Origin of the sequence: Streptomyces sp. NPDC093801 (assembly GCF_040701585.1) — a bacterium.
Classification (GTDB): Bacteria; Actinomycetota; Actinomycetes; order Streptomycetales; family Streptomycetaceae; genus Streptomyces.
In genome coordinates this window covers 139334-164730 of the sequence record NZ_JBFBDP010000014.1, presented here as the reverse complement: position 1 = coordinate 164730, position 25397 = coordinate 139334, and the positions used below count along the sequence as shown (strand labels likewise).

General features: G+C 74.3%; 19 protein-coding genes and 1 pseudogene. 9 read left to right on the top strand and 11 right to left on the bottom strand.

Going from position 1 to position 25397, the window contains the following annotated elements; all coding sequences use genetic code 11:
• Nucleotides 1–3: 3 nt before the first annotated feature.
• Complete coding sequence (locus AB0469_RS18385) at nucleotides 4–1251, bottom strand: cytochrome P450 (RefSeq protein ID WP_366452452.1); 1248 nt, start codon at nucleotides 1249–1251, stop codon at nucleotides 4–6.
• Between the two features lie 246 nt (nucleotides 1252–1497).
• Here AB0469_RS18385 and AB0469_RS18380 point away from each other — a divergent pair, with 246 nt between their 5' ends.
• Nucleotides 1498–2784 (top strand): MFS transporter, encoded by a 1287-nt coding sequence (locus AB0469_RS18380; RefSeq protein ID WP_366452451.1) that lies wholly within the window; start codon nucleotides 1498–1500, stop codon nucleotides 2782–2784.
• Between the two features lie 87 nt (nucleotides 2785–2871).
• Here the strand turns inward: AB0469_RS18380 and AB0469_RS18375 are convergent, their stop codons facing one another.
• The 6 genes from AB0469_RS18375 to AB0469_RS18350 all read right to left on the bottom strand — a co-directional run bounded on the left by AB0469_RS18375 (nucleotide 2872) and on the right by AB0469_RS18350 (nucleotide 11298).
• Nucleotides 2872–5460: an acyl-CoA reductase gene (locus AB0469_RS18375; protein WP_366452450.1), complete on the bottom strand. Its 2589-nt coding sequence runs from the start codon at nucleotides 5458–5460 to the stop codon at nucleotides 2872–2874.
• Nucleotides 5457–6608 carry an acyl-protein synthase gene (locus AB0469_RS18370; RefSeq protein WP_366452449.1) on the bottom strand — a complete coding sequence of 384 codons (1152 nt, stop codon included), beginning with the start codon at nucleotides 6606–6608 and terminating at the stop codon, nucleotides 5457–5459. The genes AB0469_RS18375 and AB0469_RS18370 overlap by 4 nt, the downstream gene beginning before the upstream one ends.
• Complete coding sequence (locus AB0469_RS18365; protein ID WP_366452448.1) at nucleotides 6605–7765, bottom strand: GNAT family N-acetyltransferase; 1161 nt, start codon at nucleotides 7763–7765, stop codon at nucleotides 6605–6607. Before AB0469_RS18365 ends, AB0469_RS18370 begins: the two co-directional genes overlap by 4 nt.
• On the bottom strand, nucleotides 7762–9255 hold the full coding sequence (locus tag AB0469_RS18360; protein ID WP_366452447.1) for an MFS transporter: 1494 nt from the start codon (nucleotides 9253–9255) through the stop codon (nucleotides 7762–7764). Before AB0469_RS18360 ends, AB0469_RS18365 begins: the two co-directional genes overlap by 4 nt.
• Nucleotides 9252–10520, bottom strand: a complete 1269-nt coding sequence (locus tag AB0469_RS18355) for a phenylacetate--CoA ligase family protein (RefSeq protein WP_366452446.1) — start codon at nucleotides 10518–10520, stop codon at nucleotides 9252–9254. The genes AB0469_RS18360 and AB0469_RS18355 overlap by 4 nt, the downstream gene beginning before the upstream one ends.
• A gap of 256 nt (nucleotides 10521–10776) precedes the next feature.
• Entirely contained in the window at nucleotides 10777–11298 is a 522-nt protein-coding gene (locus AB0469_RS18350; protein WP_366452445.1) for a GNAT family N-acetyltransferase, read from the bottom strand.
• A 135-nt stretch (nucleotides 11299–11433) separates the two neighbouring features.
• On the opposite strand from AB0469_RS18350, the gene AB0469_RS18345 reads away from it, so the two are divergent.
• Nucleotides 11434–12357, top strand: coding sequence for an endonuclease/exonuclease/phosphatase family protein (locus tag AB0469_RS18345; RefSeq protein ID WP_366452444.1), 924 nt, complete (start codon nucleotides 11434–11436; stop codon nucleotides 12355–12357).
• Nucleotides 12358–12499: 142 nt separating this feature from the next.
• Here AB0469_RS18345 and AB0469_RS18340 read toward each other — a convergent pair whose 3' ends face one another.
• On the bottom strand, nucleotides 12500–12841 hold the full coding sequence (locus AB0469_RS18340) for a HopJ type III effector protein (protein ID WP_366452443.1): 342 nt from the start codon (nucleotides 12839–12841) through the stop codon (nucleotides 12500–12502).
• A 276-nt stretch (nucleotides 12842–13117) separates the two neighbouring features.
• Here AB0469_RS18340 and ligA point away from each other — a divergent pair, with 276 nt between their 5' ends.
• The 3 genes from ligA to AB0469_RS18325 all read left to right on the top strand — a co-directional run bounded on the left by ligA (nucleotide 13118) and on the right by AB0469_RS18325 (nucleotide 19263).
• On the top strand, nucleotides 13118–15169 hold the full coding sequence (ligA, locus tag AB0469_RS18335) for an NAD-dependent DNA ligase LigA (protein WP_366452502.1): 2052 nt from the start codon (nucleotides 13118–13120) through the stop codon (nucleotides 15167–15169).
• Nucleotides 15170–15268: 99 nt separating this feature from the next.
• Complete coding sequence (locus AB0469_RS18330; RefSeq protein WP_366452442.1) at nucleotides 15269–18079, top strand: hypothetical protein; 2811 nt, start codon at nucleotides 15269–15271, stop codon at nucleotides 18077–18079.
• Nucleotides 18080–18237: 158 nt separating this feature from the next.
• Nucleotides 18238–19263 carry a hypothetical protein gene (locus tag AB0469_RS18325; RefSeq protein ID WP_366452441.1) on the top strand — a complete coding sequence of 342 codons (1026 nt, stop codon included), beginning with the start codon at nucleotides 18238–18240 and terminating at the stop codon, nucleotides 19261–19263.
• Nucleotides 19264–19354: 91 nt separating this feature from the next.
• Here the strand turns inward: AB0469_RS18325 and AB0469_RS18320 are convergent, their stop codons facing one another.
• Nucleotides 19355–21154: an ATP-binding cassette domain-containing protein gene (locus AB0469_RS18320; RefSeq protein WP_366452440.1), complete on the bottom strand. Its 1800-nt coding sequence runs from the start codon at nucleotides 21152–21154 to the stop codon at nucleotides 19355–19357.
• Between the two features lie 268 nt (nucleotides 21155–21422).
• Here AB0469_RS18320 and AB0469_RS18315 point away from each other — a divergent pair, with 268 nt between their 5' ends.
• The 3 genes from AB0469_RS18315 to AB0469_RS18305 all read left to right on the top strand — a co-directional run bounded on the left by AB0469_RS18315 (nucleotide 21423) and on the right by AB0469_RS18305 (nucleotide 23637).
• On the top strand, nucleotides 21423–22652 hold the full coding sequence (locus tag AB0469_RS18315; protein ID WP_366452439.1) for an acetylhydrolase: 1230 nt from the start codon (nucleotides 21423–21425) through the stop codon (nucleotides 22650–22652).
• Nucleotides 22653–22849: 197 nt separating this feature from the next.
• On the top strand, nucleotides 22850–23035 hold the full coding sequence (locus tag AB0469_RS18310; protein ID WP_366452438.1) for a hypothetical protein: 186 nt from the start codon (nucleotides 22850–22852) through the stop codon (nucleotides 23033–23035).
• 149 nt (nucleotides 23036–23184) lie between these two features.
• Nucleotides 23185–23637: a hypothetical protein gene (locus AB0469_RS18305; RefSeq protein WP_366452437.1), complete on the top strand. Its 453-nt coding sequence runs from the start codon at nucleotides 23185–23187 to the stop codon at nucleotides 23635–23637.
• 91 nt (nucleotides 23638–23728) lie between these two features.
• Here AB0469_RS18305 and AB0469_RS18300 read toward each other — a convergent pair whose 3' ends face one another.
• The gene (locus tag AB0469_RS18300; protein ID WP_366452436.1) at nucleotides 23729–23944 is read right to left on the bottom strand and encodes a zinc-binding dehydrogenase; all 216 of its coding nucleotides are present in this window, start codon (nucleotides 23942–23944) and stop codon (nucleotides 23729–23731) included.
• A gap of 84 nt (nucleotides 23945–24028) precedes the next feature.
• On the opposite strand from AB0469_RS18300, the pseudogene AB0469_RS18295 reads away from it, so the two are divergent.
• Nucleotides 24029–24232: pseudogene (locus AB0469_RS18295) on the top strand (TetR/AcrR family transcriptional regulator C-terminal domain-containing protein); the annotation flags it as partial.
• A gap of 225 nt (nucleotides 24233–24457) precedes the next feature.
• On the opposite strand, the gene AB0469_RS18290 reads toward AB0469_RS18295, so the two are convergent.
• Nucleotides 24458–25345, bottom strand: a complete 888-nt coding sequence (locus AB0469_RS18290) for a hypothetical protein (protein WP_366452435.1) — start codon at nucleotides 25343–25345, stop codon at nucleotides 24458–24460.
• Nucleotides 25346–25397: the final 52 nt, after the last annotated feature.

The following is a 25397-nucleotide window of genomic DNA, read 5'->3' as shown; positions in this document are numbered from 1 at the left end:
GATCTACGCCGGCTGCGTCCCGGCCGCCGACCGACGGACCTCCAGGTGGACGAGGACGGACTGCGGCCCGTGGATCGGGATCGAGGGGATGCCCTCGGGCTGGGCGGCCGTCGACACGTCGAAGCGCTCGAACAACCGCTCCAGCGCGATGGCGGCCTCCTGCCGCGCCAGTGCCGAGCCGAGGCAGTGGTGCACCCCGTGCCCGAAGGCCAGGTGGGTTGCGGCGGTCGGACGGGAGGGGTCGAAGTCGTCGGGGCGCTCGTGCTGCTCGGGGTCCCGACCCACGGCGTAGGTCGCCACGAGAACCGGGTCACCCTTCTCGATCGTCACCCCGCCGATCTCCAGCTGCCGGGTCGCGTACCGCATCAGGGCGTAGCGCACGGACGGATCGTGCCGCAGGGTCTCCTCCACCACCGCGTCCCAGCTCACCTCTCCGGCCCGCACCGCCCCCACCACGGCGGGGCGCTCCGCCAGGTGGTGGATGGCGCTGGCCAGAAGGTTGATCGTCGTCTCATGTCCGGCGATCATGAGGAGGAACAGCGTCTGGACGAGCTCGTCCTCGCTCAGGCGCTCGCCCTCCTCGCAGGCCTCGATGAGCCGCGTGGTCAGGTCCGGTCCGGGATGCGCCCGCTTGTCGGCGATCAGCCGGGCGAGGACCCGGTCGATCTCGGCCTTGGCGGCCGGGATGTCGTCAGGGTGCTCGGGAGGCGTGACCATCTGCTCGAACGCCGACCGCAGCCCGGCCAGGATGTCCGTGGGTACGCCCAGGACGGTGCAGATGACGCGAATCGGCAGAGGCGCTGCGAACGCCGCACGCAGATCGATCGCCGTCCCGGGGCCGGCAGCCGCCAGGTCCGCGAGGAGCTCGTCGGCGATCCGCTCGATCTCGGGCCTGAGCTCGGCGACGGACAGCCGCTTGAAGGCCGCGCTGACCAAGCCGCGGTGACGCCGGTGCGCCTCGCCGTCCTCGTGGAGGAATCCGCCGCCGGCGACCACGGGCAGCAGGGGCCAGCTCATCGGTATGGACCCTTCGGCGAACGCCGGCCAGTTCAGCGGATCCTTGGTCAGGTCCTCGTGACGCCGGAACACCTCACGAGCCGCCGCGTGCTCGACCGCCGCCCATGCGGCCACCGCGGGCTCTCCGGGCAGCTGCACCGGGACGACGGGGCAACCGTGCGTGCGCAGCTTTCGTGCCTCCTCGGCAGGGTCGGCGTGCGGGTCCAGACTGAGGACGGGCTGAGACAGGTCCAACGGAAGGCCTCCAATGATCAACAATCCGAATGACAAGCCGTCCTGCTCCGAACGGCAGTGACAGTGTGCCAACTGATCGCCGCCCCTCCGAGCCCTGAACAGGGGCCGAAGGGACCAAAGTTCAGGAATCCCGACGTCATGGCCACCTGCGGGGCGCGTCCGGCCGGGAGGTCGGCGGGCGGCGGCCGGGGGTAGGCCGGGTGGGGTGGTGGCGTACGGGGGGTGCTCGGCGGGCAGAGCGTGATCATGACAGAGATTGCGACGCACGCCCCCGCCCCGCCGCGCCACCCGTTACGCCAGCTGCTGGCCGCCTCCGTCGGCAACGCCGTGGAGTGGTACGACTGGTACGCGTACACCTTCCTGGCCACCCACATCGCACGGCAGGTCTTCCCATCCGGCGCGGACGACTCCCTCGTCCCGTTGCTCTCCACCTTCGCCGTCTTCGCCGTCGGCTTCTTCATGCGCCCGGTCGGCGGGCTCCTGATGGGCACGATCGCCGACCGGCGGGGCCGGCGCACCGCGCTGACCGTGACCATCCTGCTGATGGGGGGCAGCAGCCTGCTCGTCGCCCTCACGCCGACGTACACGGCCGTCGGCGTGCTCTCCCCGGTCGTCCTCGTCGCCGCACGGCTGCTCCAGGGCCTGTCCGTCGGCGGGGAGTTCGCCGCGTCGACCACCTTCCTCGTGGAGTCCGCCGGGCCCGGCCGCAGGGGACTCTTCTCGTCGTTCCAGTACGTCTCCACGACCCTCGGCCAGCTCGCCGCCTCCGGCCTGGCCGCGCTGCTCGTGGCCGTGCTCGCCGAGGACGCCATGAACGGCTGGGGGTGGCGCGTGCCCTTCCTGCTCGGCGCCGTCCTGAGCCTCGCGGGATTCTGGATCCGGCGGGGCGCCGAGGAGACCCTCGCCGCCCCGCCCGCCGCGGCCCCCCGCCCCGGGCTCTTCGACGCGCTCCGGCACCACCCCGGGGCCTCGCTGCTGATCGCCGGCATCACGGCCGGCGGCACCCTCGCCTACTACACGTGGACCTCGTACCTGCCCACCTACGCCGAGCTGGAGACCGGCATCGCCAAGCGCGACGCGCTCCTCGCCGGGACGCTGTCCCTGGCCTTCTTCGCCCTGCTCCAGCCGCTCGGCGGCCTGCTCTCCGACCGGTTCGGACGCAAGCCGCTGCTGCTGTTCTTCGGCCTCGGCTTCGCCCTGCTCGTCGTACCGCTGCTGCGCGCCCTGGACGGCTCGTTCGGCTCCCTGCTGCTCGTCCAGTGCGCCGGCATGGTGCTGCTCACCGGCTTCACCTCCGTCTCGGCCGCCGTCAACGCGGAGGTCTTCCCGGCCCGGGTACGGGCGGCGGGCATCGGCTTCCCTTACTCGCTGACGGTCGCGCTCTTCGGCGGCACGGCCCCGTACGTCGGCACGCTGCTGCAGGACGTGGGCAGGCCGGGCCTGTTCCCCTGGTACGTCGCCGTGCTGTGCCTGTGCTCCTCGGTGGTGTACCTGCGGCTGCCGGAGAGCGCCCACCGGCCCCTCGACCGCTGACGGGGCCGCCCGGGAGACAGGAGCCCGTCCTGCGGCGCCGGCCGTCGGACCGGGGCCGCGGGACGGGCGGGACTCCGCGGACACCCCCTAGCGGCGCGCGTCCACCACCGCGAGGAGCTTGCCGCTGGTCGGGCTGCGGTCCAGCGACGCGCCGTCGACCGCCTCGACCACCAGGTCCAGCAGCCGCTCCGCCACCGCCGAGCGGAGCTCCGGGTAGCCGGACAGGAAGACCTCCCGCAGCCGCTGCGGATCCGTCGCCGGCGTCCGCTCCACCCGTACGGTCAGCCGCTCGCGCGCCTGCGTACCGTCGAGCCTGACCTGCAACTCGCCGCGGTGGCCGCCCTCCTCCTCGGCCAGGGCCAGGAAGCGGCGGTGGTTGAGGAAGTACGTCGCCACGCGCATCACGTCACCGGTGCGCCCCATCAGCTCGAAGCGCGGCGCGTGCCGGCCGCAGGGGCAGCGGCCCGGGACCTCCCGGCCGAGGTCGCCGATCAGGTAGCGGCCCAGCTGCTGGCCGCGCCGGGCGTGCGTGGTGAACACCAGCCGGCCCGTCTCGCCCGGGGCCACCGGTCGGTCCTCGGCCAGGTCCACGATCTCCAGGCTGTGGAGGTCGGCGTGCAGGTGGTGGACGCCGCCGGAGCTCTCCTCGCACTGGTAGCCCAGCGGGCCGAGGTCGGTGCTGCCGTAGGTGATCGAGCGGACGACCTCGATGCCGAACCGCGTCTCCAGCGTGCGCTGCTGCTCCCGCGTGAAGTGCTCCCCGCCGTAGAAGACCTTCCGCAGGCCCCCGTACGCGCGCAGCGCCTCCTCCTCCGCGTGCAGCAGCTGCCACAGGTAGGAGGGCATGCCGAAGAGGGTGTCGGCCCCGTGGTCGATGACCGCCCGCGCCGTCGCCCGGTGGTCGGGGCCGGCCGACAGGGGCAGCTGCACCCCGCCGAGCCGTTCGAGTACGGAGAAGAAGCTGATGAAGCTGCCGTACATGGCGCCGCAGTAGAAGAGGTTGGCGGTGCGGTCCCCGACCGGGTCGTAGCCGGCGGCGAGCAGGCCGCGGGCGGCGGCGTGCATCTGGGTGTCGTAGTCGTCGTAGCTGAAGACCGACAGGGCGGGAGCGCCCGTGCTGCCGCCGCTGCGGAAGTAGAGCTCGGCATCGGCCCGGGACAGCTCCCGGGCCGGTCCCTGCACGTCCTCCTTGCCCCGCAGGGGGCCCGTCGGCAGCGGCAGCACGACCGGCCGGGCCAGGTCGTCGAGGCAGGCGGTGGTGGCGAACCGGGCCGGGTCGGCCTGGACCGCGACGCGGCGGCTGTAGCGCTGGAGGGCGTAGACCCCGTCGTGCGGCTCGCCGGCGTAGCTCGCCTGCATGGCGCCGACCGGCGTGACGCGGGTGACGCCCGCGGCCAGCGCGGTGCGGGAGAGCTCGGCGACGTCGGACCGGCTGCCGGCGAGGCCCGCCGTCTGCAGGTAGCGGCGCATCGGGCGCAGGGTGGCGATCAGCCGCTCGCGCGGCAGCGGCTTGACCCACACGCTGCGGTGCAGCGGCGAGGCCGTGAGCGGCGACCGGGTGTCGGCCATGACCCGCCACGATCCGTCGGCCGCCGCGAACACACGGGTCAGGCCCAGGTGCTCCTCCAGCCGGGCCACCAGCTCGGTGGTGGTCAGCTCGGCCGCCTCGGCCGGATCCGGCTCGTCCGCAGCAGCGGGGCCCGCGGCCGGCGGGCGGGCCGCGAGGACCGCGGCGAACCGCTCGGCGAAGGCGAACACCTCCGCCTCGTCCTCGGTGTCGAGGTAGACGACCTGCGGGCTGGAACAGGCCTGCTGCTCGTACAGGCACACGTCGTCCGCGAGGGCGTCGAGCGTGCCGGCGTCCGACCAGGCGTCGCCCGTCAGGTACGCGAAGGAGATCCGGTGCCCCCACTCCACCAGCCGGCACCCGGCCGGAACATGGGCCGCCACCCCTTCGACGGCGCCTTCCCCGCCCCAGACGGCGACGGCGTCCGCGGGCGCGCACATCAGGCGCAGCCACTCCTGCCGGGAGGACGGGAAGCGCAGGACGACCACCCGTGCGGCGAGGGCCCCGCTGGGGTCGAGGGCCGCGAGCTCGGCCACCAGGTGCTGGGTCAGGAGGGTGTCGGCGCTGCTGGTCTTGAGGATGTTGACGTTCCCGGCGAGCAGCCCCTCGACGATGCTCAGCGGTGCGACCGTCGCGGCGTTGCCGGGGGCGACGTGCGCGACCAGGCCGACGGGCGCCCACGCCTCGTAGACCGTCTCGCGGGGATCGGCCCGGTTCAGCCGGCCGGGAGTGGCGCTGCCGAGTTCGCGGCGCAGCTTGCGGGTCAGCTCCCGCCGGCTCAGCAGGCCGCCGAGCTCTGCCAGGACGGCCGGGTCCTCTCCCGCGGGCAGGTGCGCGGCGAGCCGGGCGCGCACCGGGTGGGCCGGGTCGCGCAGGGCGGTGGCGAGGGCGTCGCAGGCGGCCAGCACGGTCTCGGTCTCCAGCACCGTGGCCAGCGCGGCCTCGACGGCGGCCGGCAGGGCGGCGAGGCGGCGCCCGGCCTCCTCGTCGCCGATGAGCGCGCCCTGCCAGTAGTGGTGCGCGCCGCCGGCGCCGTGCGGCTCGTACGCGGCCGAGGACGTGCCCTGCGTCTGCGTCGTGGTCTGCGTCATGGTCTCCGTCACGGTCACGCCATGCCCTTCATCAGTTCCGCTGCGGCCACCGCGCAGCTGCGGTTGCGGCTCACCCCGGCCCGGCCGTGGACGGTGAACCAGGGGGTTTCCAGCTCGCACCCGCAGGCGTCGCCCGGCTGGAGGGAGGCGAGGTCGCCCATGACCACGCTCTGCGCCGGCACCGAGGTGATGTACGGCGAGACGAGGTGCAGGTAGCCCCGTTCCCCGTACGGCAGGGGTTCGAGGGTGCGCGTGGAGCGGATCGTGACCCGGGACCACACGGGGGCGTGCAGCCGGTGGTGGTCGCACTCGATGTACGGGATGCAGTGCTCCACCGACCCGAAGGTGTCCCGGATCCGCTCGCCCGGGATGCCGAGCTGCTCGGTGACGCGGGCGTAGAGCTCCTCCTTCTCGATGCGCCGGTCGGAGTGCCCCTTCCAGCCGCCGCCGAGGATGACCAGGGAGCCCTCGGGCAGGCGCAGCGGGGGCAGCCCCATGGCCCGCATCCGCTCCAGGGTGAAGAAGAGGAAGGCCGGGAAGCCGAGGATGCGGACCGGGGCGTCCTCCCGCTCGAAGCGGCGCAGCGCGGCGATGCAGCCGAAGGGGTCGAACTCGTGGTCGCCGCCCGTGTTGCGCAGGGCGTACGCGACGCTGCGCGCCGGGGCGAAATCGCACAGGTAGTTGTCGGTGAAGGCGGTCCCCAGGTTGAGGGAGGGGGCCGGTTCGTAGCTGTACAGGAGGTAGTTGACCTCCTGGTCGGGGGTGATCCAGCCGTTGCGCTCGAAGATCCGGGCGACCATCCGCTGGGCGGAGCGGATGGTCCAGTGGTCGAAGAACATCTGCGACTTCTGACCGGTGGTGCCGGAGGAGGTCAGGTGCAGCTCGACGTCCTCGCGCGGGATGGACAGGACCTCGTGCCGCTTGAAGAAGTTCGCGTGGACGAGCGGCGTCCGGTACGGCCCGTCACCCGGGGGAGCGGCCTCGTACAGGGAGCGGAAGAAGGGGGAGCGCTCGACGTGCCAGGCGTTGGTCTCCGCCATGGCGGCGGCGAACAGCTCGTCCTGCGCGGGCCCGTGGGCGTACGGGTCGGTCAGGTCGCACAGCTGCTGTACGTGCGGCAGGAGGGCCGGGTCGGGTACGGCGACCGGCGCGAGATGGGGGTTCATGGGGCAACCTCGGATGATGTGGGCAGGTGTGCCGACGCCCAGGCCGACACGTAGCAGTCCAGATAGGGCTGGAGGGGCGGTTCGACGGCGACGCCGCGGAAGTCGATGCGTTCGCCGGAGCGGGACAGGACGGCGTAGTCGTGGAAGCCGTCGCCGTCCGCGCGCATGGCCGGGTAGACGGCGCCGGCGACGAAGCCCTCCGCCAGGAAGGCCGAGAGGACCTCGTGGTGCGCGAGCGGCACCAGCGCCTCCACGTAGCCCGCACCCGCGCGGGCCAGGGCCCGGGTGACGGGTTCGAGGCACGCGGCCGCCGCGGCCGGATCGGGGTGGGCGGTGAGCAGGGAGCAGTACCCTCCGGCGCGGTTGAGGTAGGCGTAGACCTCGAACCGGCCGTCCTCGGGGGTGAGCAGCACGTTCGGGGTGTGCAGCGGGTAGAACCAGCCCTCGGCGTTCGGGAACCGCTCGCGGAAGCGGCGGCGTACGAAGGCCGGCGCCTCGATCATCTCCAGCCGGTCGCCGGCGCCCGGCGGCGCGGGCGGCACCGGACGCGGGGCGGTGGCGGCCTGCACCCCGGGGTAGCCGATGCCCAGTGCGGCCCCGGCGGTGCGCAGCAACGGCAGGAGCGGGGCGGGCACTTCGGTGACGGGGATGCGGCGCTCCAGCACCCCGGCGGAGTGACGCGCGTAGAGTGCGAGGCTTTCGCGGCTGCGGAGATCCACCGCGTTGGGCAGGATGCCCAGCGGGCGGAAGCCGTTGCGCGCGACGACGCGTTGCGGGCCGGCGCTGACGGTGCGCACGGTCGCGTACACCGAGTCCAGCCGCCCCGTGTCGAGCATGCCCGCGCACAGGGCCTCGGTGAGGGTGGCGGCCAGTCCCGCCGAGCGGTGCTCGGGGTGCACGGCGATGCCCTCCAGGCGGCCGATGCGGCTGCCCGCCTCGCCGTGGATGGCGGCGGACGCGGTCAGGGCCCCGGTGTCGGCGCAGCGGCCGACGAGCCACAGGGAGTACGGGTCCTCGATGAGCCGGGCCATCTCGGCCGGGTCGGTGCCGAGGGCGACGGGGTAGTGCGGTCCGTAGACGGCGTAGTAGAGCTGGCGCAGTTCGGCGATGTCCGAACGCGCGGCGGGGGTGATGAGGGGGGTGACGACGGGGCTCACCGCTCACCTCCGGCGGGTCCCGACGGGGCCGGTGCGGCCGCGGGGGACTTCAGCAGGGCCAGGGCGCAGGCCGCGGGGACCAGGCCGACGCCCTGCACCAGGCACAGCGTCCGCGGGGAGAGGAAGTCGCCGGCGAAGCCGAACGCCAGCGACGCCACCGGCAGGGAGGCGCCCAGCACGGCCTGCATCACGGCGAAGAAGCCGGGCTTGTCGGCCGTCGGCACGAGCCGCTGGAACAGGGCCACGAAGCGCACGCTGACGGCCCCGGCGCACCAGCCGGCCACGGCCAGGCAGCCCGCGACGACCGGGCGGTGCGCGAGGAGCCCCGGCAGCGCGAGGGCGAGGGCCATCAGGCCCAGGCAGCAGGCACCGGCCGTCGTGGGGCGTCCCGGCACGCGGGCGCCGGTGAAGGCACCGACGAGCGCCCCCGTGCCCAGGGAGGCCTCCAGCAGGGCCACGGTGCCGCCGCCGCCCGCGAGGACCGAACGGGTGTAGAGGGGGATGACGACGAACACGGCGGTGGTGAAGAGGTTCGCCGCGGTGAAGCAGACCAGGATCCGCCGCACGTAGGGGAGTTCCCCGAGGATGCGGCGCAGCGGGCGCGGCTCGGCCGGGGCGGCCGGCGCGTCGGCTCCGGGGCCCGGGACGGCGGTCACGACGGTACGGAAGCGGGCGCCCGCGACGAGGAGGGCGGCGCCGAGGTAGGCGGCCGCGCAGCCGGCGGCCAGCCCGGCCACACCGGCCCGGTCGACGGTCAGGGCGCCGAGCAGCGCACCGGCGAGGCCGGCCAGCGACTGCGTGGACAGCTCGAAGCCGGTGGCGGTCTCGATGTCGGCGTCGTCGACGAGTTCGGGCACCGAGGTGGTCAGGCAGGGGTCGAAGAACGCCTGGCAGGTCGCCAGGGCGAGGCCGGCGGCGTACACGGCGGCGAGCGGCGGGCCGCCGTCGTACGCCCACAGCGCGAGGGCGCCCGAGGCGCCCCCGGACAGGGCGGCGGCGGTCCACAGCACGGTACGGTGCGGGTACCGGGCGACCGCCGCGGCCACCACGGGCGCCAGGGCGACGGCGGGCAGGGTGCAGGCCGCCATGAACAGCCCGGAGGCGAGCCCGCGCGCGTCCTGCACGGCGTAGGCGACGATCCACCAGGCCACGCCGACCTGGAACATCCGTACGGCGGCCTGGGTGAGGACCTGGCCGAGCCACACGGCGCCGAAGGCGCGGTTGCGCAGCACCAGCGGAGCCCGCCGCCGGACGGCCGCGGTCTCTGCCGGGGTCCCTGCCGGGGTCTCTGCCGGGATCCCTGCCGGGGTCTCTGCCGGGGTCCCCGCTGCGGTCTCCGTCCCGGTCTGCTGCGCCCCGGTCTGCTGCGCCCCGGTCTGCGTCCGGGTGTCCGTGCCGGTCTGCGTCCCGGTGTCCGTCATGGTCTCCGGCCCGGTCTGCGTCCCGGTCTGCCGGGTCCCGGTCCTCGTCACGGGTGAGGCGGTGTTCATGCGGTCGGCCTCTCGTCGAGGACCCGGACGAGCTTGCCCGAGCGCGGGTTGACGGCGAGGTCGCGGTGGCGGACCCACTCCACGGACAGCGGGTGCACGAACCCGGTGCGCACGCTGTCCGGATACAGCGGCCGCACCTTCTCCAGCTGCGCGACGACGGCCCCCGCCAGCTCCTCGCGGTTGCCGTGCCGCCCGCCGGGTGCCGCGGCGAGCCGCAGGACGAGCCCGTCGCGGCCGTCCCAGCGGCGGACGACGAGCTGCATGCCGACCACGTCTCCTGCGGTGTCCGCCGCGTCCACGGCGTCCTGGGCGTCCTGGGTGTAGAGCGAGACGGGCCCCACCCGGACGCCCTCCTCGGCGCGGCCGAGTATCCGGAAGTGCCCGGGCCCGCTGCCGGTCCACTCGGCCCGGTCGCCCGCGGGGTAGCGGATGATCGGCATGAGGCGGCGGAAGAGGCTGGTGACCACGACCCGGCCGGGCCGGCCCGGTTCGGTGATGGGCTCGTCGGTGGAGTCGTCGAGGATCTCGACGACCGAGTACGGCGTGAAGGCACGGTGCACCCGGGCGTCGGGCCCGGGTACGGGGCGGCCGAGCAGGCCCGCGTCGACGCTGGCGTACCCGACGGAACGGGCCTCGGCCCGGGGGAACGCGGTGGCCAGCAGGCGCCGCTGGTCGTCGAAGAGGGCCTCACCGCCGAAGAGGAGCAGCTCCACCGCGTCCAGCCGGACACCGGACGCCACGACCTGCTCGGCGAGCCGGCACAGGGTGGTCGGCGTTCCGGCCAGCACCTGGGCGGCGAGGTCGCGCAGCGTGGGGATCGTCGACTCCAGCGGCGCGCCGCCGCCGACGGGCAGGCGGACGTTGTCCACGGGCGCGTGGGCGAGGGAGTCGAGGACGAAGAGGAAGCTCGCGTACAGCTCCCCGGCGTAGAAGAGGTCGGCGACGCGGTGCCCCGGGCGCAGACCCGTGTCCACGAGCCCCTGGCCGAAGGCGGTGACGAACGTGCGCCACTCGTCACGGGTGTAGACGGAGAACTTGGGGGACCCGGTGGTGCCGCCGGTCTTGTAGACCGTGGCCTCGCTGAGCGGGCCGGTCAGCACCCGGCTGTCGTGAAGGGTGTTGGCCGCCCAGAACGCCTGCTGGTCGACCACCGGCAGGTCGGTGAGGCGGTCGGCGTGCGGCGGCAGGGACGCGTAGAGGTCGCGGTAGAAGGGCGAGTTGTGACGGGCGAAACGTATGAGGTCCGAGAGCTGCTGGGCGGACATGGGCCTTTGCCTAGGTGACGGAATGGGACGACGGAGCCGCGGCGCGGCTCGGCGCGGCAGGAGCGCGGACGCTCCGGCCGGGCCGGCCGGTGTGAACGGGGGACCCCCCGGTGCCCCCGCCTGCGCTCACTGTGCGTCAGAACTTGACGTACAGTCACGATGATGAAACATCAATGCGCTTGTCACCAAATTGAGCAAGGATTTCCGGCCAGCGCGGCCACATCCGTAAGAATTTCCCGTGTCTCTGCGGCGGGCTCTACGGGAGGGTGAAGCGCCAGTCGTTGCTGGCGTGGTGCTCGCCCGGGGGGTACTCGTGCACCGTCTCGGCGACGAGGGTGAAGCCCGCCGCGCGGCAGACCGCGTTCGAGGCCGCGTTCGCCACCCGGGGAAAGGCGTGGACCGCCGGCCGGCGGTGCGCCGGGGGGAGGGCTGCCAGATGGCCGAGGAGGGCTCGGACGGAGGCCGTCGCCCAGCCCTGGCGCTGGTGCTCGGGGAGGACGCCCCAGCCCACTTCGAAGACCGGCTCGCCCCCGTGCTCCTTCGGCGTGAAGGAGACCGTACCGACGGTGTCGCCCGCAGGGGATTCCACGCGGAACACCCGGCCCTCGTGCGGGGCGTTCGCGCTCATGGCCGTCCAGCGGCGATGGCGGGCGAGGAGCGCGCCGTCGGGTTCGGGGCCGCCGAGGTGGGCCGTCATGTCCGGGGTGTTGCGCCTCCGGAGCAGCCAGAGGTCGTCGTCCGCCCAGGGGCGCAGACGCACGTGTCGCGTCGTGTTCATGAGGTGAGACAACAGCCCGGGGGCCGTCGGCCGCACCCGGTTTTGCGGACATCGGGCGGCGGGGCCCGGCCGGGAAACACCTCGATCGTGCGTCGAGGGCGCCGTGTGATGATGTGCGTCCACTCCGGGGAGGCGATGGTGCTGAGCAGGGGCGCGCGGTGGGCCGCGGGCGCGGTGACGGCGGTCTGCATGCTGCTGCTCCTGGGGTCCGGCGCACCGGGCGGCGGCGCCCGCCTCGCCCGGCCGCTGCCGTTCGGCGTGCCCGCGCAGGCCGTGGCGGACCGGGTCGCCACGTGGAACATCTGCAACCCGTGCGGCGGGATCGGGCACGACTTCGGCCGGGCGACCGAGATCGCCAGGTCCGCGCCGCAGGTCATCGGCCTCCAGGAGGCGTGCGTACGGGACGTCGAGGAGATCCGCACCTACCTGGAGGAGGTCTACGGGCTCGTCTACCGGGTCGCGTACGGGTCGGTCCTGCGGAACTGGAACCGCTGCGGGGGACTGCCGTGGCGGCCCGGAGGCTTCGGCCAGGCGATCCTCTCGGCGGCGCCGATGACGGACCGGGTGAACGTCGAGTACCCCGACGGCGGCTCCGAGGACCGCGGCTACCTGGCCGTCACCACGCTGGTGGGCGGCCGGCCCGTCCGCGTCTTCAACACCCACCTCGCCGAGCGCCGGCAGCCGCAGGCGCGGGCGGGCCAGGTGCGGGTGCTCGCCGCGGAAGTCGCCCGCCACGACCGCGCGATCGTCCTCGGCGACTTCAACGCCGTGCCGGACGCACCCGAACTCGCCCCCATGTGGCCCCTGGCCCCGGACACGGACCCCGCCTGCCGCCCCGCAACCACCGGCACCGTCACCAGCGCCGGCATCGGCATCGGCACCAGCGCCGTCACCAGCGCCGTCACCAGCGCCGTCACCAGCGCCTGCATGGCGACCACCGACTGGAACCTCACGTTCGACTACGTCTTCCTGCGCGGCATCACCCCGCGCACCCACCACGTCCGCCCCAGCGGCTACTCGGACCACCACCTGGTGTCCACCGACCTGGACCGGGGTTAGCGCTCCTGCGTGCAGTGCTCCCTCTGCCCACGCCGTCGACAGCGACCGCGCGCAGCGGCGGTCGGCGGCGGAGGCCGGTCGTGAAGCGCCGCACGCCCATGCAGGAGGCCCGACTCCTCCCCGTCGCCGGGGCCACGGCCGTTCAGCTCTTGCGGGCCAGCGGCTGCCCGGTGAAGCTCACCCCTGCCAGGCCGTGGGCCATGAGGTTGCGGATGTTGCCGTGATCGGTGCCCTCCGGCGTCGCCAGCACACCGCGGTAGTACTCACCGAAGGCCAGCAGGGCCTCCTGGTCGCTCAGCCCTTCGAGCAGCGCCAGTCCCAGCGTCTTGCAGGAGCCCTCGTTCTCGCCCGCGGCGTTCTCCAGCGTCCCGTTGCGGAACGCCTGCGGCTGGTACTCGTAGTGCGCCGCCACGAAGGCCAAGGTGTCGGCGAACGCGTGCTCACCCGACGCAAGGCTCGCCCGCAGCGCGTTCAGATCGGACATGTCGGCTCCCCTGGGTTGAACGGACGGCCCGCTGCCGTCCGCGACCGGACGACCATAACCCCCGTGGGGCCGGCCGGTAACGAGCGGTATCTCCGCAGGTCACGTGCCGCGATGGTGCGATCCGCCGAGAGCAGGACCCGGTCCGGGCGGTCGATCCGCGGGGGCGGTGCCGGTCAGCGGGCCGCCGCCGCACCCGCCCGGTGCCGAGGGCGCGCCGACCGCGCGCGGCGCCGGCGGAGGGGTGGGAAGGCGGCGTTGTCAGTGCCGGGCAGCATGATGATCCGCATGACCGAAAACAGTGCCCTGCTCTCTCCCGCCGCCTACCTGGAGGCCGTGACCACCGCCGTCGCGGCGTCGGCCGCGTACTACGGCGACGGGACCACCCCGCTCGGCGACGACGAGTACGACGGGCTGCTGCGCGCCATCGCGGCCTACGAGGAGGCCCATCCGGACGAGGTGCTCGCCGAGTCGCCGACCGGGAAGGTGGCCGGCGGGGCCGTCCAGGGCGACGTGCCGCACTCGGTGCCGATGCTCTCCCTCGACAACGTCTTCGACGCCGACGAGCTCGCCGAGTGGGCCTCCGGGCTGGAACGGCGCCTCGGGCACCCCGTGGCCGGCTGGTGCGTGGAGCCGAAGCTCGACGGCCTCGCGGTGGCCGCCCGCTACCGGGGCGGCCGGCTCGTCCAGGTCCTCACCCGCGGCGACGGCCTGGCCGGCGAGGACATCACCCACGCCGCCGACGCCGTCCTCGGTCTGCCGCCGGTCCTCACCGAGCCGATCGACGTCGAGCTGCGCGGCGAGGTGCTGCTGACGACCGCGCAGTTCGAGGAGGCCAACCGGATCCGGCTCGCCCACGAGGCCACGCCCTTCGCGCACCCGCGCAGCGGGGCCGCCGGCACCCTGCGGGCCAAGGACCGCCCCTACCGGGTCGAGCTGACCTTCTTCGCCTACGGCGCGATCGGCCTGGACGACCTCGGCCACACCGCCCTGCTGGAGACCCTGGCCGCGCTCGGCGCGAACACGGCCGCCAGCACGGCCGCCGCCCCCCTGCGCTGCGAGACCCTGGAGCAGGTGCAGGAACGGATCGACGTGATCGCCGGCCTGCGCTCAGACCTGCCGTTCGGGATCGACGGTGTCGTCGTCAAGGCGGATGCGGCCGAGGACCAGCGGCAGGCCGGCAACGGCTCGCGCGCCCCGAGGTGGGCGGTGGCCCGGAAGCTGGCCGCGGAACACAAGGTCACGCGCCTGCTGGCGGTGGAGTGGAACGTCGGCCGGACCGGGATCATCGCCCCGCGCGCCGTCCTGGAGCCCGTGCTCATCGACGGGGTGACGGTCACCTACGCCACGCTGCACAATCCGTCCGACATCACCCGCCGCGGGCTCATGATCGGCGACCAGGTGTTCGTCTACCGGGCCGGCGACGTGATCCCCCGGGTCGAGGCACCGCTGGTCGACCAGCGCACGGGCGCCGAGACGCCGATCGTCTTCCCCGGGGCGTGCCCCCGCTGCGGCGACGCGATCGACACCGCCGAGCAGCGGTGGCGGTGCGTGCGCGGCCGGAGCTGCCAGGCCGTGGCCTCGGTGATCTACGCGGCGGGCCGGGACCAGCTCGACATCGAAGGCCTCGGCGGCACCCGTGCGGTCCAGCTGGTGGAGGCCGGTCTGGTCAAGGACGTCGCCGACCTGTTCACGCTGACCCGCGAGCAGCTCCTCGGGCTGGAGCGGATGGGCGAGACCAGCGCCGCCAACCTCCTGACCGCGATCGAGACCGCCCGCGGGGCCGCGTTGAGCCGCGTGTTCTGCGCGCTCGGCGTCCGCGGCACCGGCCGCACGATGTCCCGCCGGATCGCCGCGCACTTCGGCTCGATGGCGGCGATCAGAGCCGCCGACGCGGACACGCTGGCCGCGGTCGACGGCATCGGCGCCGAGAAGGCCCGCGTCATCGCGGCCGAACTCGTCGAACTCGCCCCGCTCCTGGACAAGCTCCAGGCCCAGCGGGTCGGCACGCAGGTCACCGAGCCGCAGCAGCCCGCGACCGCGCCGACGGGCGACGACGAGGCCCCGGCGGGCGGTCCGCTGGCCGGACAGGCCGTCGTGGTCACCGGCTCCATGACCGGCCCCCTCGCGGACCTGTCCCGCAACGAGATGAACGAGCTGATCGAGCGGGCCGGCGGAAAGGCGTCGTCGTCGGTGTCCAAGCGGACCACCCTCCTGGTGGCGGGCGAGAAGGCCGGCTCCAAGCGCACCAAGGCCGAAGAACTGGGCACCCGCATCCTCGACCCCGAGGAATTCGCCACCCTCGTCGCCGATTTCCTCCCCACTCCCTAGGAACCGCCCACGACCCGGGCCGCCCTGGTTTCCGGCAGGGCGGCGCCGCGACTCGTCCGAGTCGGAGGGCGTCGGGGCCGCGGGGTAGCGTGTGGTGATGTGAGCACGCCAGAAACCGAAGAGTTCGACCCCGCGTTCCTCCGCCTGTTCGCCCACGCGTCGGCGGACGCCGCCGCCCGGGTCGCCGAAGCCCTCACACCGCACGAGCGCGCCGGCATCCTGCGGCGGCCGCGGTACACCCCTCCGCAGGGCCTGCGCGACTGGATGGCCCGGCACGTCGAGGGCGACGAGACCACGGCCGAAGCGGCGGCCCGAGCCGTGGAGGAGCAGTGGCGTGCCCCGCGCGCCGGGGACTTCGCGGCCGGACCCCGGCGTGACGATCCGCTGCCCGGGGTGCAGCAGCGGTTCAAGGAGCGGCTGGGCGAGGACGAGGCGGCCTGGCACAGCGCGTTCGAGCTGCTCGCGACCAGCTTCAAGGGTGACATGGAGGCCCTGCTCGACGCCGCCGCGCGCCACGAGACGTCCCGCGCCTCCCGGGACAGCTCCATCGACCCGAGCACGCCCGTGTCCTGGATGATCCGGATCGCACCCGCTGGGCTGCGGCTGGGCCTGCTCAGCCGTCTGGCCTCGTGGCAACTGCGCACGTTCGTCTCCGCCGCCCCGCCCGGGGCGTCACTCCCGCAGGCCCTGATCGACACCGGTGACCGGAGGGTCTGGGAGCGGCTGATCGGCGCGTCGTACGCGGGCGGACGGCGCAGCGGTGTCGAGGACGCGGCGTTCGAGTCCTCCTTCCTCGACCGGGACGACCCCGAGGTCAACGAGTGGCTGCTCACCGGGCTCGACGCCGGGCGGCGGTCCAAGGACCACCGGCTGGCGCCCTCCGTCCGGCTGGCCCTCCTCGAAGGCCGCCCCTTCGGATCCGCTGCCCCCGATCCGCTGCCGCGCACGGAGGCCGTCCACGCCCTGATCGCGGGGTCCTTCCCCGCGGAGCCCGATCTGCTGCGGATCTGCTACGACTCCCGTGAACCGGGGCTCGCGGCCCAGGCGCTGCGCGCCTCGCTCGACGGCGCGGAGGAACTGCTCACCCCCTACCAGCAGGTGGTGGCGGCGATACGGCTGTGGGGGACCGGCCTGGCCGGTGAGCTCCTGGCCCGGGCGGCCGAGGCCGACGGCGTCGGCGATCCGCGCGTGCGCGAAGCCTTCCGTGCGGCACTGGCCGGCCACTCCCTCCGGCCGCTGTACGAGGCCGCGGAGACGTTGCGGCGTGACGCCGACCGCCACCTCGACGAGGCGCTGCGGGTATGGAGCCTGCGTTTGCCGGCGGAGGTGACCTCCTCCGCGCTCCGGTACTGGACCCAGGCCGAACTCGCCGCCGCGAGCCGGGTCATCACCGGGGACCGCTGGTACACGGTGGACTGGGACCTCGTCCGCAGCCGCCTCGCGGACCCCGACGTACGGCACGACCACGGGCGGGCCCGCGAACGGTACGGGGTGCTGCTGGCCCGCGCCGACTGCCCGCCGGACGTCGTGACGGCCCTCGGCCACCCCCAGTGGAGCGGGCTCGACCTGCTCCGGCTCTTCGCCGACCGGGACACCGCCGTCACCGCTCTGACCCGCGGAAACCTCGGGGCGCTCGAGAACGCGTGGACGGTCGCGGCGGCCGCGGTACCCCGCCCGGGCTGGGAGCCGGCAGTGGGCGTCGAGGACCTGCTGCGGTACGCGCGCCCGTGCGGAGACCTGCTCGGCGCAGTCCCCGAGGAGGCGGTCGGCCGCGCCCTCGCGGAGTTCTTCGCGCGGGAGGGCATCGACACCCCGGCGGCCGAGGCGCGGCTGTGGCTCGCGCTGCGCCGCCTCACCCCGTACTACGCCGGTCCGCTGCCGCACCTGCTGAGCACGGCCGCCCGGCTGGCCGGGGGCGGTGAACCGCTCGACGTGGTGCCCGCCGCCGAACTCCTCGTCGGACCGGGGCCGGAGGAAGCCGCCGGTCTCATCGGCGACCGGCTGGGCAGCGCCCCCGGCACCTGGACGCGGGCCGTACGGCTCCTCGTCGAAGGCTTCGGCGGGACCCTCCCCGAACTCCTCGATGCGGTGGACGGGGAGGCGCCGTCCATGGGGCAGGGGCAGGGGCAGGAGTCCGCTCCCGTGCTCCACGGGGCGGCGGCAGCCCTCCTCGGGCTCGCCCCCGGCCGCATCGCCGACGCCGTCGTGGGCGGTCTCGGCGTGCCCGCCCGCCTCGTCCTCGTCCGGACCACCCGCCACGCCGATACGCTCCGCGCCCTGGCCCGCCACGGCGGCCGGCCGGTGTGGGACGCGCTCCTGGACGGCGTCCGGGTGACCCTGCCCTCCGACCCGCCGCACCCCTGGCCGTACGGACACCTGCGCCGCGACGTGGTGATCCCCGAACTGCTCGTCCAGGACGACCCCTGGCTCAACGCCCGCCTGGTCCGGGACACGTTCTCATGGGACCCCGCCGAGAACGCCGCCCATGCGGGCGCCGTCCTCGCGGGACGCCGCTTCGGACCGGGAGAGGGGCCGGTTCCGGTGCTGCCCGGGCTGCGCGCCGACTTCGCCGCCTGGACCCCCGACTCGGCCGTGCAGCCGCCGCGATGGACCCGCAACCCGTACTTCTACACCTCGCCCGAGCCCGTCCTCGCCCTCCAGTCCCTCATGGCCGTCCGCAAGCCCAACCGCGTCGATCCGCCGACCACGCAGCTCGACGTCCGCCAGAGCCTGCTCGCCGCGTCGACGATCGCGCACGCCGGCCGCTTCGACCTCCTGGAGTACGCCGTCCGGCAGTGGAGCGTCCGCTACCCGTACGGGGAGCACAGCGAGGTCCGCGACCTGTTCGAGCGCGCCGTAGCGACCCGTTCGACGGAGGAGATCGACGCGGAACTGTCCGCGCCGCGCTGACGCCGCCGGGCGCGCGGGCCCGGCGGTCCTCGTCCGGCCGGCCGGGCCCGGACGCCCGGGGATCCAGCCGGGCCGATTCTCCCCTTGTGAGGTACCGGGGCGCACGGGAACTGTTGGCCTCATCGCCGGCACGACCGAGCCCACAGGAGGCAACAGCCATGCCCTTGAGGCACACCGCCGTCGGCGCGCTCGTCACGGGGCTCGTGCTCGTGGCCGCGCCCACGCTCCCGGCCGCGGCCGCCACGGCCCCGGCCCTCCCGCCCGGCTGCACCAGCAGCACCCTGCCCGGCGGCGGTGCCCACATCGTCTGCACGCAGGGCCTGCGTCCTGCCGACGGGCCCCTCGACGGCACCGACCAGGCGGACATCATCGAGGTGCGGGGCGGTGACGCCCATCTGCACGGCGCGGTCAACGGCCTCGGCGGCGACGACGTCATCACCGTCGACCGCATCGTCGCCGGCGGCGACCCCGTCGAGGTCCGCGGATCCATCGACGGCGGTGACGGGGACGACCGGATCACCGTGACCGACACGGACCGCTTCAGCGCCGAGGGCCCCGTCCGGGGTGGCGCGGGCGACGACACCATCACCACCGGCGACATGTCGTACCGCGGTCTCATCGACGGCGGCACCGGGAACGACACCGTCACCACCGGCCGGGTGCACGGCACCGGCATCGACGGCGGACCCGGCAACGACACCCTCCGCCTCGCCGCCTACGTCGTGCCCGAGTACGACAAGACGAGCAGGCTGAGCGGCGGACCCGGGAACGACACCCTCACCGTCGGCACGCTCGGCGGCCCGCTGACGGCCGGCCCCGGCAACGACGTGATCACCGTGGACGCGATCAACCGCGCGACGTCCCGCCTGCCCAGGCTCGTCGTCGTCGACGGAGACGAAGGCGACGACGCCATCCGCCTCGGGCCGATCGGCGCCCACGAACCCGAGGAGGAGCGGGGCAGCGTCATCCGCGGGGGAGCCGGAGCCGACCTGATCGAAGTACCGTCCCTGGGGCAGGGCCGCAGCGCCTCCGTCTCCGGGGACGACGGCGACGACGTCATCCAGGGGCCCGGCGGCACGGTCACCGTGGTCGGCCCGCAGGGAACCGTCGACGGCGGCAACGGCGACAACCTCTGCCGCACGGAGCAGCCCGAGGGAGGCACCGTCGTCAACTGCCGGGCGTAGCAGCACCCGAAGGCGCCCCGGGCCCGCAGGTCACCGCGGCGCCGCCCTCCACTGCCGCGACGGGCCCGCTCTCTTGTGTGCGGGGGGGCGGTCAGTTCGGCGGTGCGCTGACGCGGGCTGCGCGGCCGTCGAGCGGGGTGCCGACGCTGTGGGGGAGGAGGGACCCGGCGCAGAGGCCGGCGTCTTCGGCCGCCCCGGCCGCTCCCGCCGGTGCGGCGGTGGCCGCACGTCCGGGGCACGCACGCCCCGAGGCCGCGTCGGCGGTGCCGGAACGGGCCCCCGGGGCGCCCTCCCCGCCCAGTTCCAGCCGCTGTCCGGAGAACCCGGACCGGAGCCGCCGGTCGTGGCTGACGACGATCAGGGTGCCGGTGTACGGGGCCAGCGCCGCCTCCAGGTCCTCCACCACCCCCGGCGCCAGGTGGTTGGTCGGCTCGTCGAGGAGGAGCAGGTCGTACGGCCCGCCCGCGACGAGCCCGCCCAGCTCCAGCTTGCGCCGCTGCCCCGCGGACAGCTCCCGCACCGGCCTGTCCGCGTCGGCCGCGCCCAACAGCCCGAACCGCACCAGGGCTCGCGCCACCTCCTCCCCGAGCGCCCCCGTCACGGAGCGGCCCTCGCCGGACCAGGGGTCGTCCTGCCGCAGCAACCCGACCCGTCCCGGCACCCGTACGCTCCCGTGCCCGGCCGGCACGAGACCCGCGAGCACCTGGAGCAGGGTCGACTTCCCCGCCCCGTTGGGACCCGTGACCAGCAACCGCTCGCCCGCGGCCAGCCGGAACGACACCGGTTCGAGCCGCCCCGGTACGGCCAGCCCCTGGACGTCCACCCCACCGCCCGGGCCGTCGTCGGCCCCGAACCGCCCGGTGAACCGCAGGGGCTGCGGCGGCTGCGGAACCGGATGCTCCGTCAGCCGTGCCAGCCGTCCCCGGGCGTTGCGGATGCGGCTCATCGCCCCGTGCGCCCGCGACCGGGCGCGGAAGGCCCCGGCGCCGCTGAACGCGGCCGGCGCCTTGCGCGGGATCTGCGCGAGCCGCCCGATGTTGCTGTCGGCGAGCCGCTCCATGTGCCGCGTCTGCGCGACCCACTCCTCGTACTCCCTCTCCCGCCGCGCCCGCGCCGCGGCCCGCGCGACCAGATGGCCGGCGTAGCCGTTGCCGTGCCGGTGCACGGTGGACCGTTCGGGGTAGACCTCCAGGATCGCGGTGGTGACCCGGTCCAGGAACGTCCGGTCGTGGGTGACGGCCACGAGCGTTCCGGTCCGCCGCACCAGATGATCCTCCAGCCACCCGACGGCCTCGTCGTCCAGGTCGTTGGTGGGTTCGTCGAGCAGCAACAGTTCCGGCTCGGCCGCCAGGACCGCGGCCAGGGCCAGCCGCGACCGCTGCCCGCCGGACAGCGTCCCGAGCAGCCGCCCGCGCTCGATCGGCTCCCGCTCGCCGAGCCGCCGCAGGACGGCGGCCACCCGCCGGTCGGCGTCCCGCCCGCCCCGCACCTCGTACTCGGCGACCAGCCGGCCGTACGCCTCGACCTCCTCGGGGCCGGCGAGACGGAGCCGCTCCTCGGCGGCCCGGATCCGCCGCTCCAGCTCCCGCAGCCCCGCAAGCGCCCGGTCCACGGCGTCACCGGCCCGCGCCCCGGCCCGGAGGTCGAGGGTCTGGGCGAGGTACCCCACCCCGCCGGGCGCGCGTACGGACACCTCGCCCGCACCGGGCCGTTCCCGTCCGGCCAGCAGCCTCAGCAACGTCGACTTCCCCGCCCCGTTGTCCCCCACGACCCCGACCCGCTCCCCGGGCCGCACCGAGAACCCGACCCGGTCCAGCACCGTCCGGGTCCCGTACCGCTTGCCCACCCCGGACAGCACGACCTGACTGCCGCCACCTGATGAAGCACGCACGGCGTGACCCCCTTTCCCCACACGACCAAACAAGACGAAACGAAACGAAATGAGGCGAGACGAGACGAGACGAACAAAACGATACGTTCCGTCTCGCCTCACTCTGGACCGGCACCTCCACCCCCGACAACAGGATTTCTCCTGGTAGCCCCGGGGCGTAAGCCCGTGGGCCGATGCCGCGCGGGAGGGTGCCGTGACAGGGTTCCCCCGTGCCGCGACGGTCCCACCGTCGCGGCACGATGGACGATCCGTCACCAGGGGAGGGCACTTGATCACCACGCCGTTCACCAGCCCGAAGGGCATGACGCGCCGCCGCATGATGGGAGCCGCGCTGGCCGCCGGGGCCGCCGTGCCGCTCGCCGCCGCCGCTGCCGGCCCCGCGTGGGCCGCCCCGGCCGCGGCCGCCTCCGGCCCGGCGCGGCTCGTACTGCCCGGGCCGACCGGCCCGTACCCGGTGGGCACGGTCCAGCTGCACCTCGTCGACCGGTCGCGCCCGGACGACATCGCGGGCCCCGGGCGCTTCCGCGAGCTGATGGCCACCGTCTGGTACCCCGCACGCGACGTCGAGCGGTACCCGGTGGCGCCCTGGATGCCGGCCGGCGCACTCCAGGCGTTCCTCACCGACGTCGGGCTCGCCGGTCTGGTCCCCCTGGGGCCGCTCACCGCCGGCCACGTGGGCGCTCCGGTGCGGCGGACGGGCCGGCGGCTGCCCGTCGTCGTGTTCTCCCACGGCGCGCACAGCCACCAGGGCGACCACACCGTCATGGTCCAGGAGCTCGCCAGCCACGGATACGCGGCCGTGACGGTGGCCCACCAGTACGACACGTACACCGAGTTCCCCGACGGCCGGATCGGCGTCCCGCTGCGCGACCGGCAGGCGCCGACGCTGCCCGGAGACTTCGCCGCCGACCTGCGCTTCGTCCTCGACTGCGTCGAGCAGCTCGCCGCCGGGTGCAACCCCGACGTCGACCGCAGGGAGCTGCCGGCCGGGCTGCTCGGCTCCCTCGACCCGCGGTGCACGGGCGCGTTCGGCTGGTCGAAGGGCGGGACGGCCACCGCCTGCGCCGCGCTCGCGGACGAGCGCATCCGGGCCGGGCTCAGCCTCGACGCCCCGATGCAGATGAACCCGCCGCTGGCCGGCGACCTGGACCGGCCCTTCATGATGATGTCCGCCGTGTTCACCCGGGCCGCGGACCCCGAGGCCGCCGCGTTCTGGTCGCACCTGCGCGGCTGGCGGCTGAACCTCCAGGCCCAGGGTGCCGCCCACGTCTCGTACGGCGACAACGAGGCGCTGTTCCCCCAGGTGGCGAAGCTGCTCGGATGGAGCGGACAGCAGCTCCAGCAGGTGATCGGCACCCTCGACCCCGACCAGGCGGTGAGGATCCAGCAGGCGTACCCGCTCGCGTTCTTCGACGAGCACCTGCGCCACCGCCGGGGACACCTCCTCGACGGACCGTCACCGGCCTTCCCGGCGGTGGCGTTCGTCGGCGACCGGTGAATCCGAGCGTCTGCACCGACACCGGTGCGGCCCCCAACACCCCACCGACCGTGGCGAAAACCGAGCCGTCTGTAACACCCTCCGGTGCTCGGCGGAGCGTTGTGCGCTCCCCGGAATAAATTCCTCCGGAAGGGTTGACGCGGGCCTCCGGTCGGACGGATCGTGATCGCCTCGGCTACGCGAGCGCTGGAGGTCCCGTGAGCAAGTTCCACACGAGAGCGATGACCCTGCCGAACGGCACCGCCGTCCGCACGGCGGCGACGCGGGCCGAGGTGGAGCTGACCGACGAGGAGCTCTTCGAGCGGTACCCCGCCGTCGCCGAGATCATGGTCCGCTGGAGCCTGGAGCGGATGGGCGACGCCGAGATCGGTTTTGCGCCGTAGTGGGGCTTTTTCGTTGGTTTGAAGTGGGGGACGGGGAGATCGCGGGGGAGTGAAGTGGCGTTTCGGCGCTGAAGGTGCTGGGCCGGACGGGTGAGTGCGTCGTTTCTGCACTGTCTGCCCGGGACGCGGCGCGACTACAACTTCGTTCCATGATCAAGCACTTCGTGCGGCGCGGTCTTCCCGTGCTGGCCCTCGCCCTCCTGCCCGCCCTCGCTTCCGTCCCGGCTGCCGACGCCTCGTCCGCGCCCGCCGCCTCCAGCGCGCGCAGCGACGCCCACTTCTCCGGCGGCTCCACCCTCCACAAGAACCAGGCGTGGACCTCCGGCAACGGCCGGACCGTCCTGCGCGTCCAGAGCGACGGCAACTTCGTCCTTTACAAGGACGGCCGTGCGGTCTGGCAGGCGCCGGGCGTCTGGCCCAAGGCCGACACCGCGGTCTTCCAGGCGGACGGCAACTTCGTCGTCTACGACAGCAGCGGCAACCCCGTCTGGGCCGCCGGCACCTGGCACAAGGGCCAGTACCTGTCCGTCCAGGACGACGGCAACGTCGTCGTCTACAACGGCAGCAACCAGCCCGTCTGGGCCACCAACACCGGCGACTGACCGGTCCGGCGCCACGGCATGGCGAAAGGCCCCGCCGGACCTCGTACGGTCCGGCGGGGCCCGTCGTGCGGGCTGCCGCCGGCGGGCCGTGTCAGCCGGCGGCCACGGTGAGCGCGACCTTGCCCGTGGTGCGGCCGTCGAGGAGCCGGCGGAGGGCCGTGGCGGTTTCAGTGAGCGGGTGGACGCGGTCGACGACGGGCTTGAGGGTGCCCGCGTCGATGTGGGCGGTGACGTCGCGCAGCCCGTCGGCGTGCTCGGAGGCGATGAAGGTGCCGAGGTGCCGGCTGGTGAAGGGGGACGGTGCCACGGCGCGGGTCCGGCGAGGAAGTCCTCGCGCGTGTAGTCGATCACGCGGTCCGCGCCCAGCGCCCGCACGGCGTCGAGCTTGGCGGTGCTCGCCACGGCGGTGACCCGGGCGCGGTCCACGCCGGAGCCGGGCACCCTGCGCCACCACGACGCCGTTCTCGGCTGCCTGCGCCGGGGAGGCTTCTCCCTCGCGATGACCGCGCATGCCGTCGCGGTCTTCGACAGCTACATCTACGGGTTCGCCCTGCAGGAGAAGAGCCTGCCGTTCGGGTCGCCCGAGGAGACCGCCGACCCGGCGGACGCCGTCATGAGCGGTTTCGGCGACGGCGAGTACCCGTACCCGGCCGAGATCGCGACGGCTCACGTCATGCGGCCGGGCTACCGCTTCGGGGACGAGTTCGGTTACGGACCGGACCAGATCCTCGACGGCCTCGGACAGGGCCGGAGGCCGCTGAAGGCCCCACGGGCGGGCGGGACGTGCCGCTCGCCCGTGGGGCGCGGACCCGGGGGCCGGTCAGACCTTGTTGTAGGTCCCGGAGTGCCAGAGGGCGCCGCCCTTGCCCGGGCCGCCGTCCTTCTTGTAGACGACGAAGTTGCCGTCGTCCTGGAGCAGGGCGTAGGCACCGGTGTTGTTCGCCGTGCCCGTCCGCCAGCGGACCGTGGTGCGGCCCTCCTCGACGAGGGTCAGGTCCCCGCGGTCCTTGGGCGCCATCTGCAGGGTCACCCGGCGGCTGCCCCCGTACGTGCCGCTGCTCCAGACGGCCTTGCCGTCCCGCTTGCGGTACATGACGAGGTTGTTGTCCTGCTGGAGGACCAGCCACACGGTCGCGGACTGGGCCCAGTTGCCCGTCCACCAGCCTTCGGCGGCCGTCGCGGCGTCCGAGCACAGCCAGGCCTGCCGCTCCGAGCTGCGGGTGGACCACCGCGTGGCGCTGCGGCCCTCGACGAGGAACTCGCCGCCGAGCAGGGACGCCTTGACGCTGCCCGTCCCGCCGTTGCCGTACGTCCCGGTGTGCCAGAGGGCGCCGCCCAGACCGTCGCCGCCGCCCTTCTTGTAGACGACGAAGTTGCCGTCCGCCTGCATGGTGGCGTAGGCGCCGGGGTTGCCGTGCGTGCCGCTGGCCCACAGGGGGAGCTTGTAGCCGCCCGGGGTGCCGAGTGCGTACAGCACCAGGTTGCCGTCGGGCTGCATGACCAGTTCGGTGGTGCTGACCCTGTCCACGAGGCGGGCCCCCGCCTCCAGGCGCTGGCCGGGGTAGAGCGTCGCGAGGACACCGCTCTGCGGTCCGCGGCACTGGGCCGGGGCGGCCGTGGCCGGGGCGGCCGCGGCGGGAACCAGCGTCGCCGAGGCGGACACGACGAGCAGGGACACGAAGGTTCTTCGGAGCGCGTGGGTGCGCATGATGGGTTCCCCCCAGGGAAAAGTGGGTCTGACCAGGCGGTTGTCGCCGGCC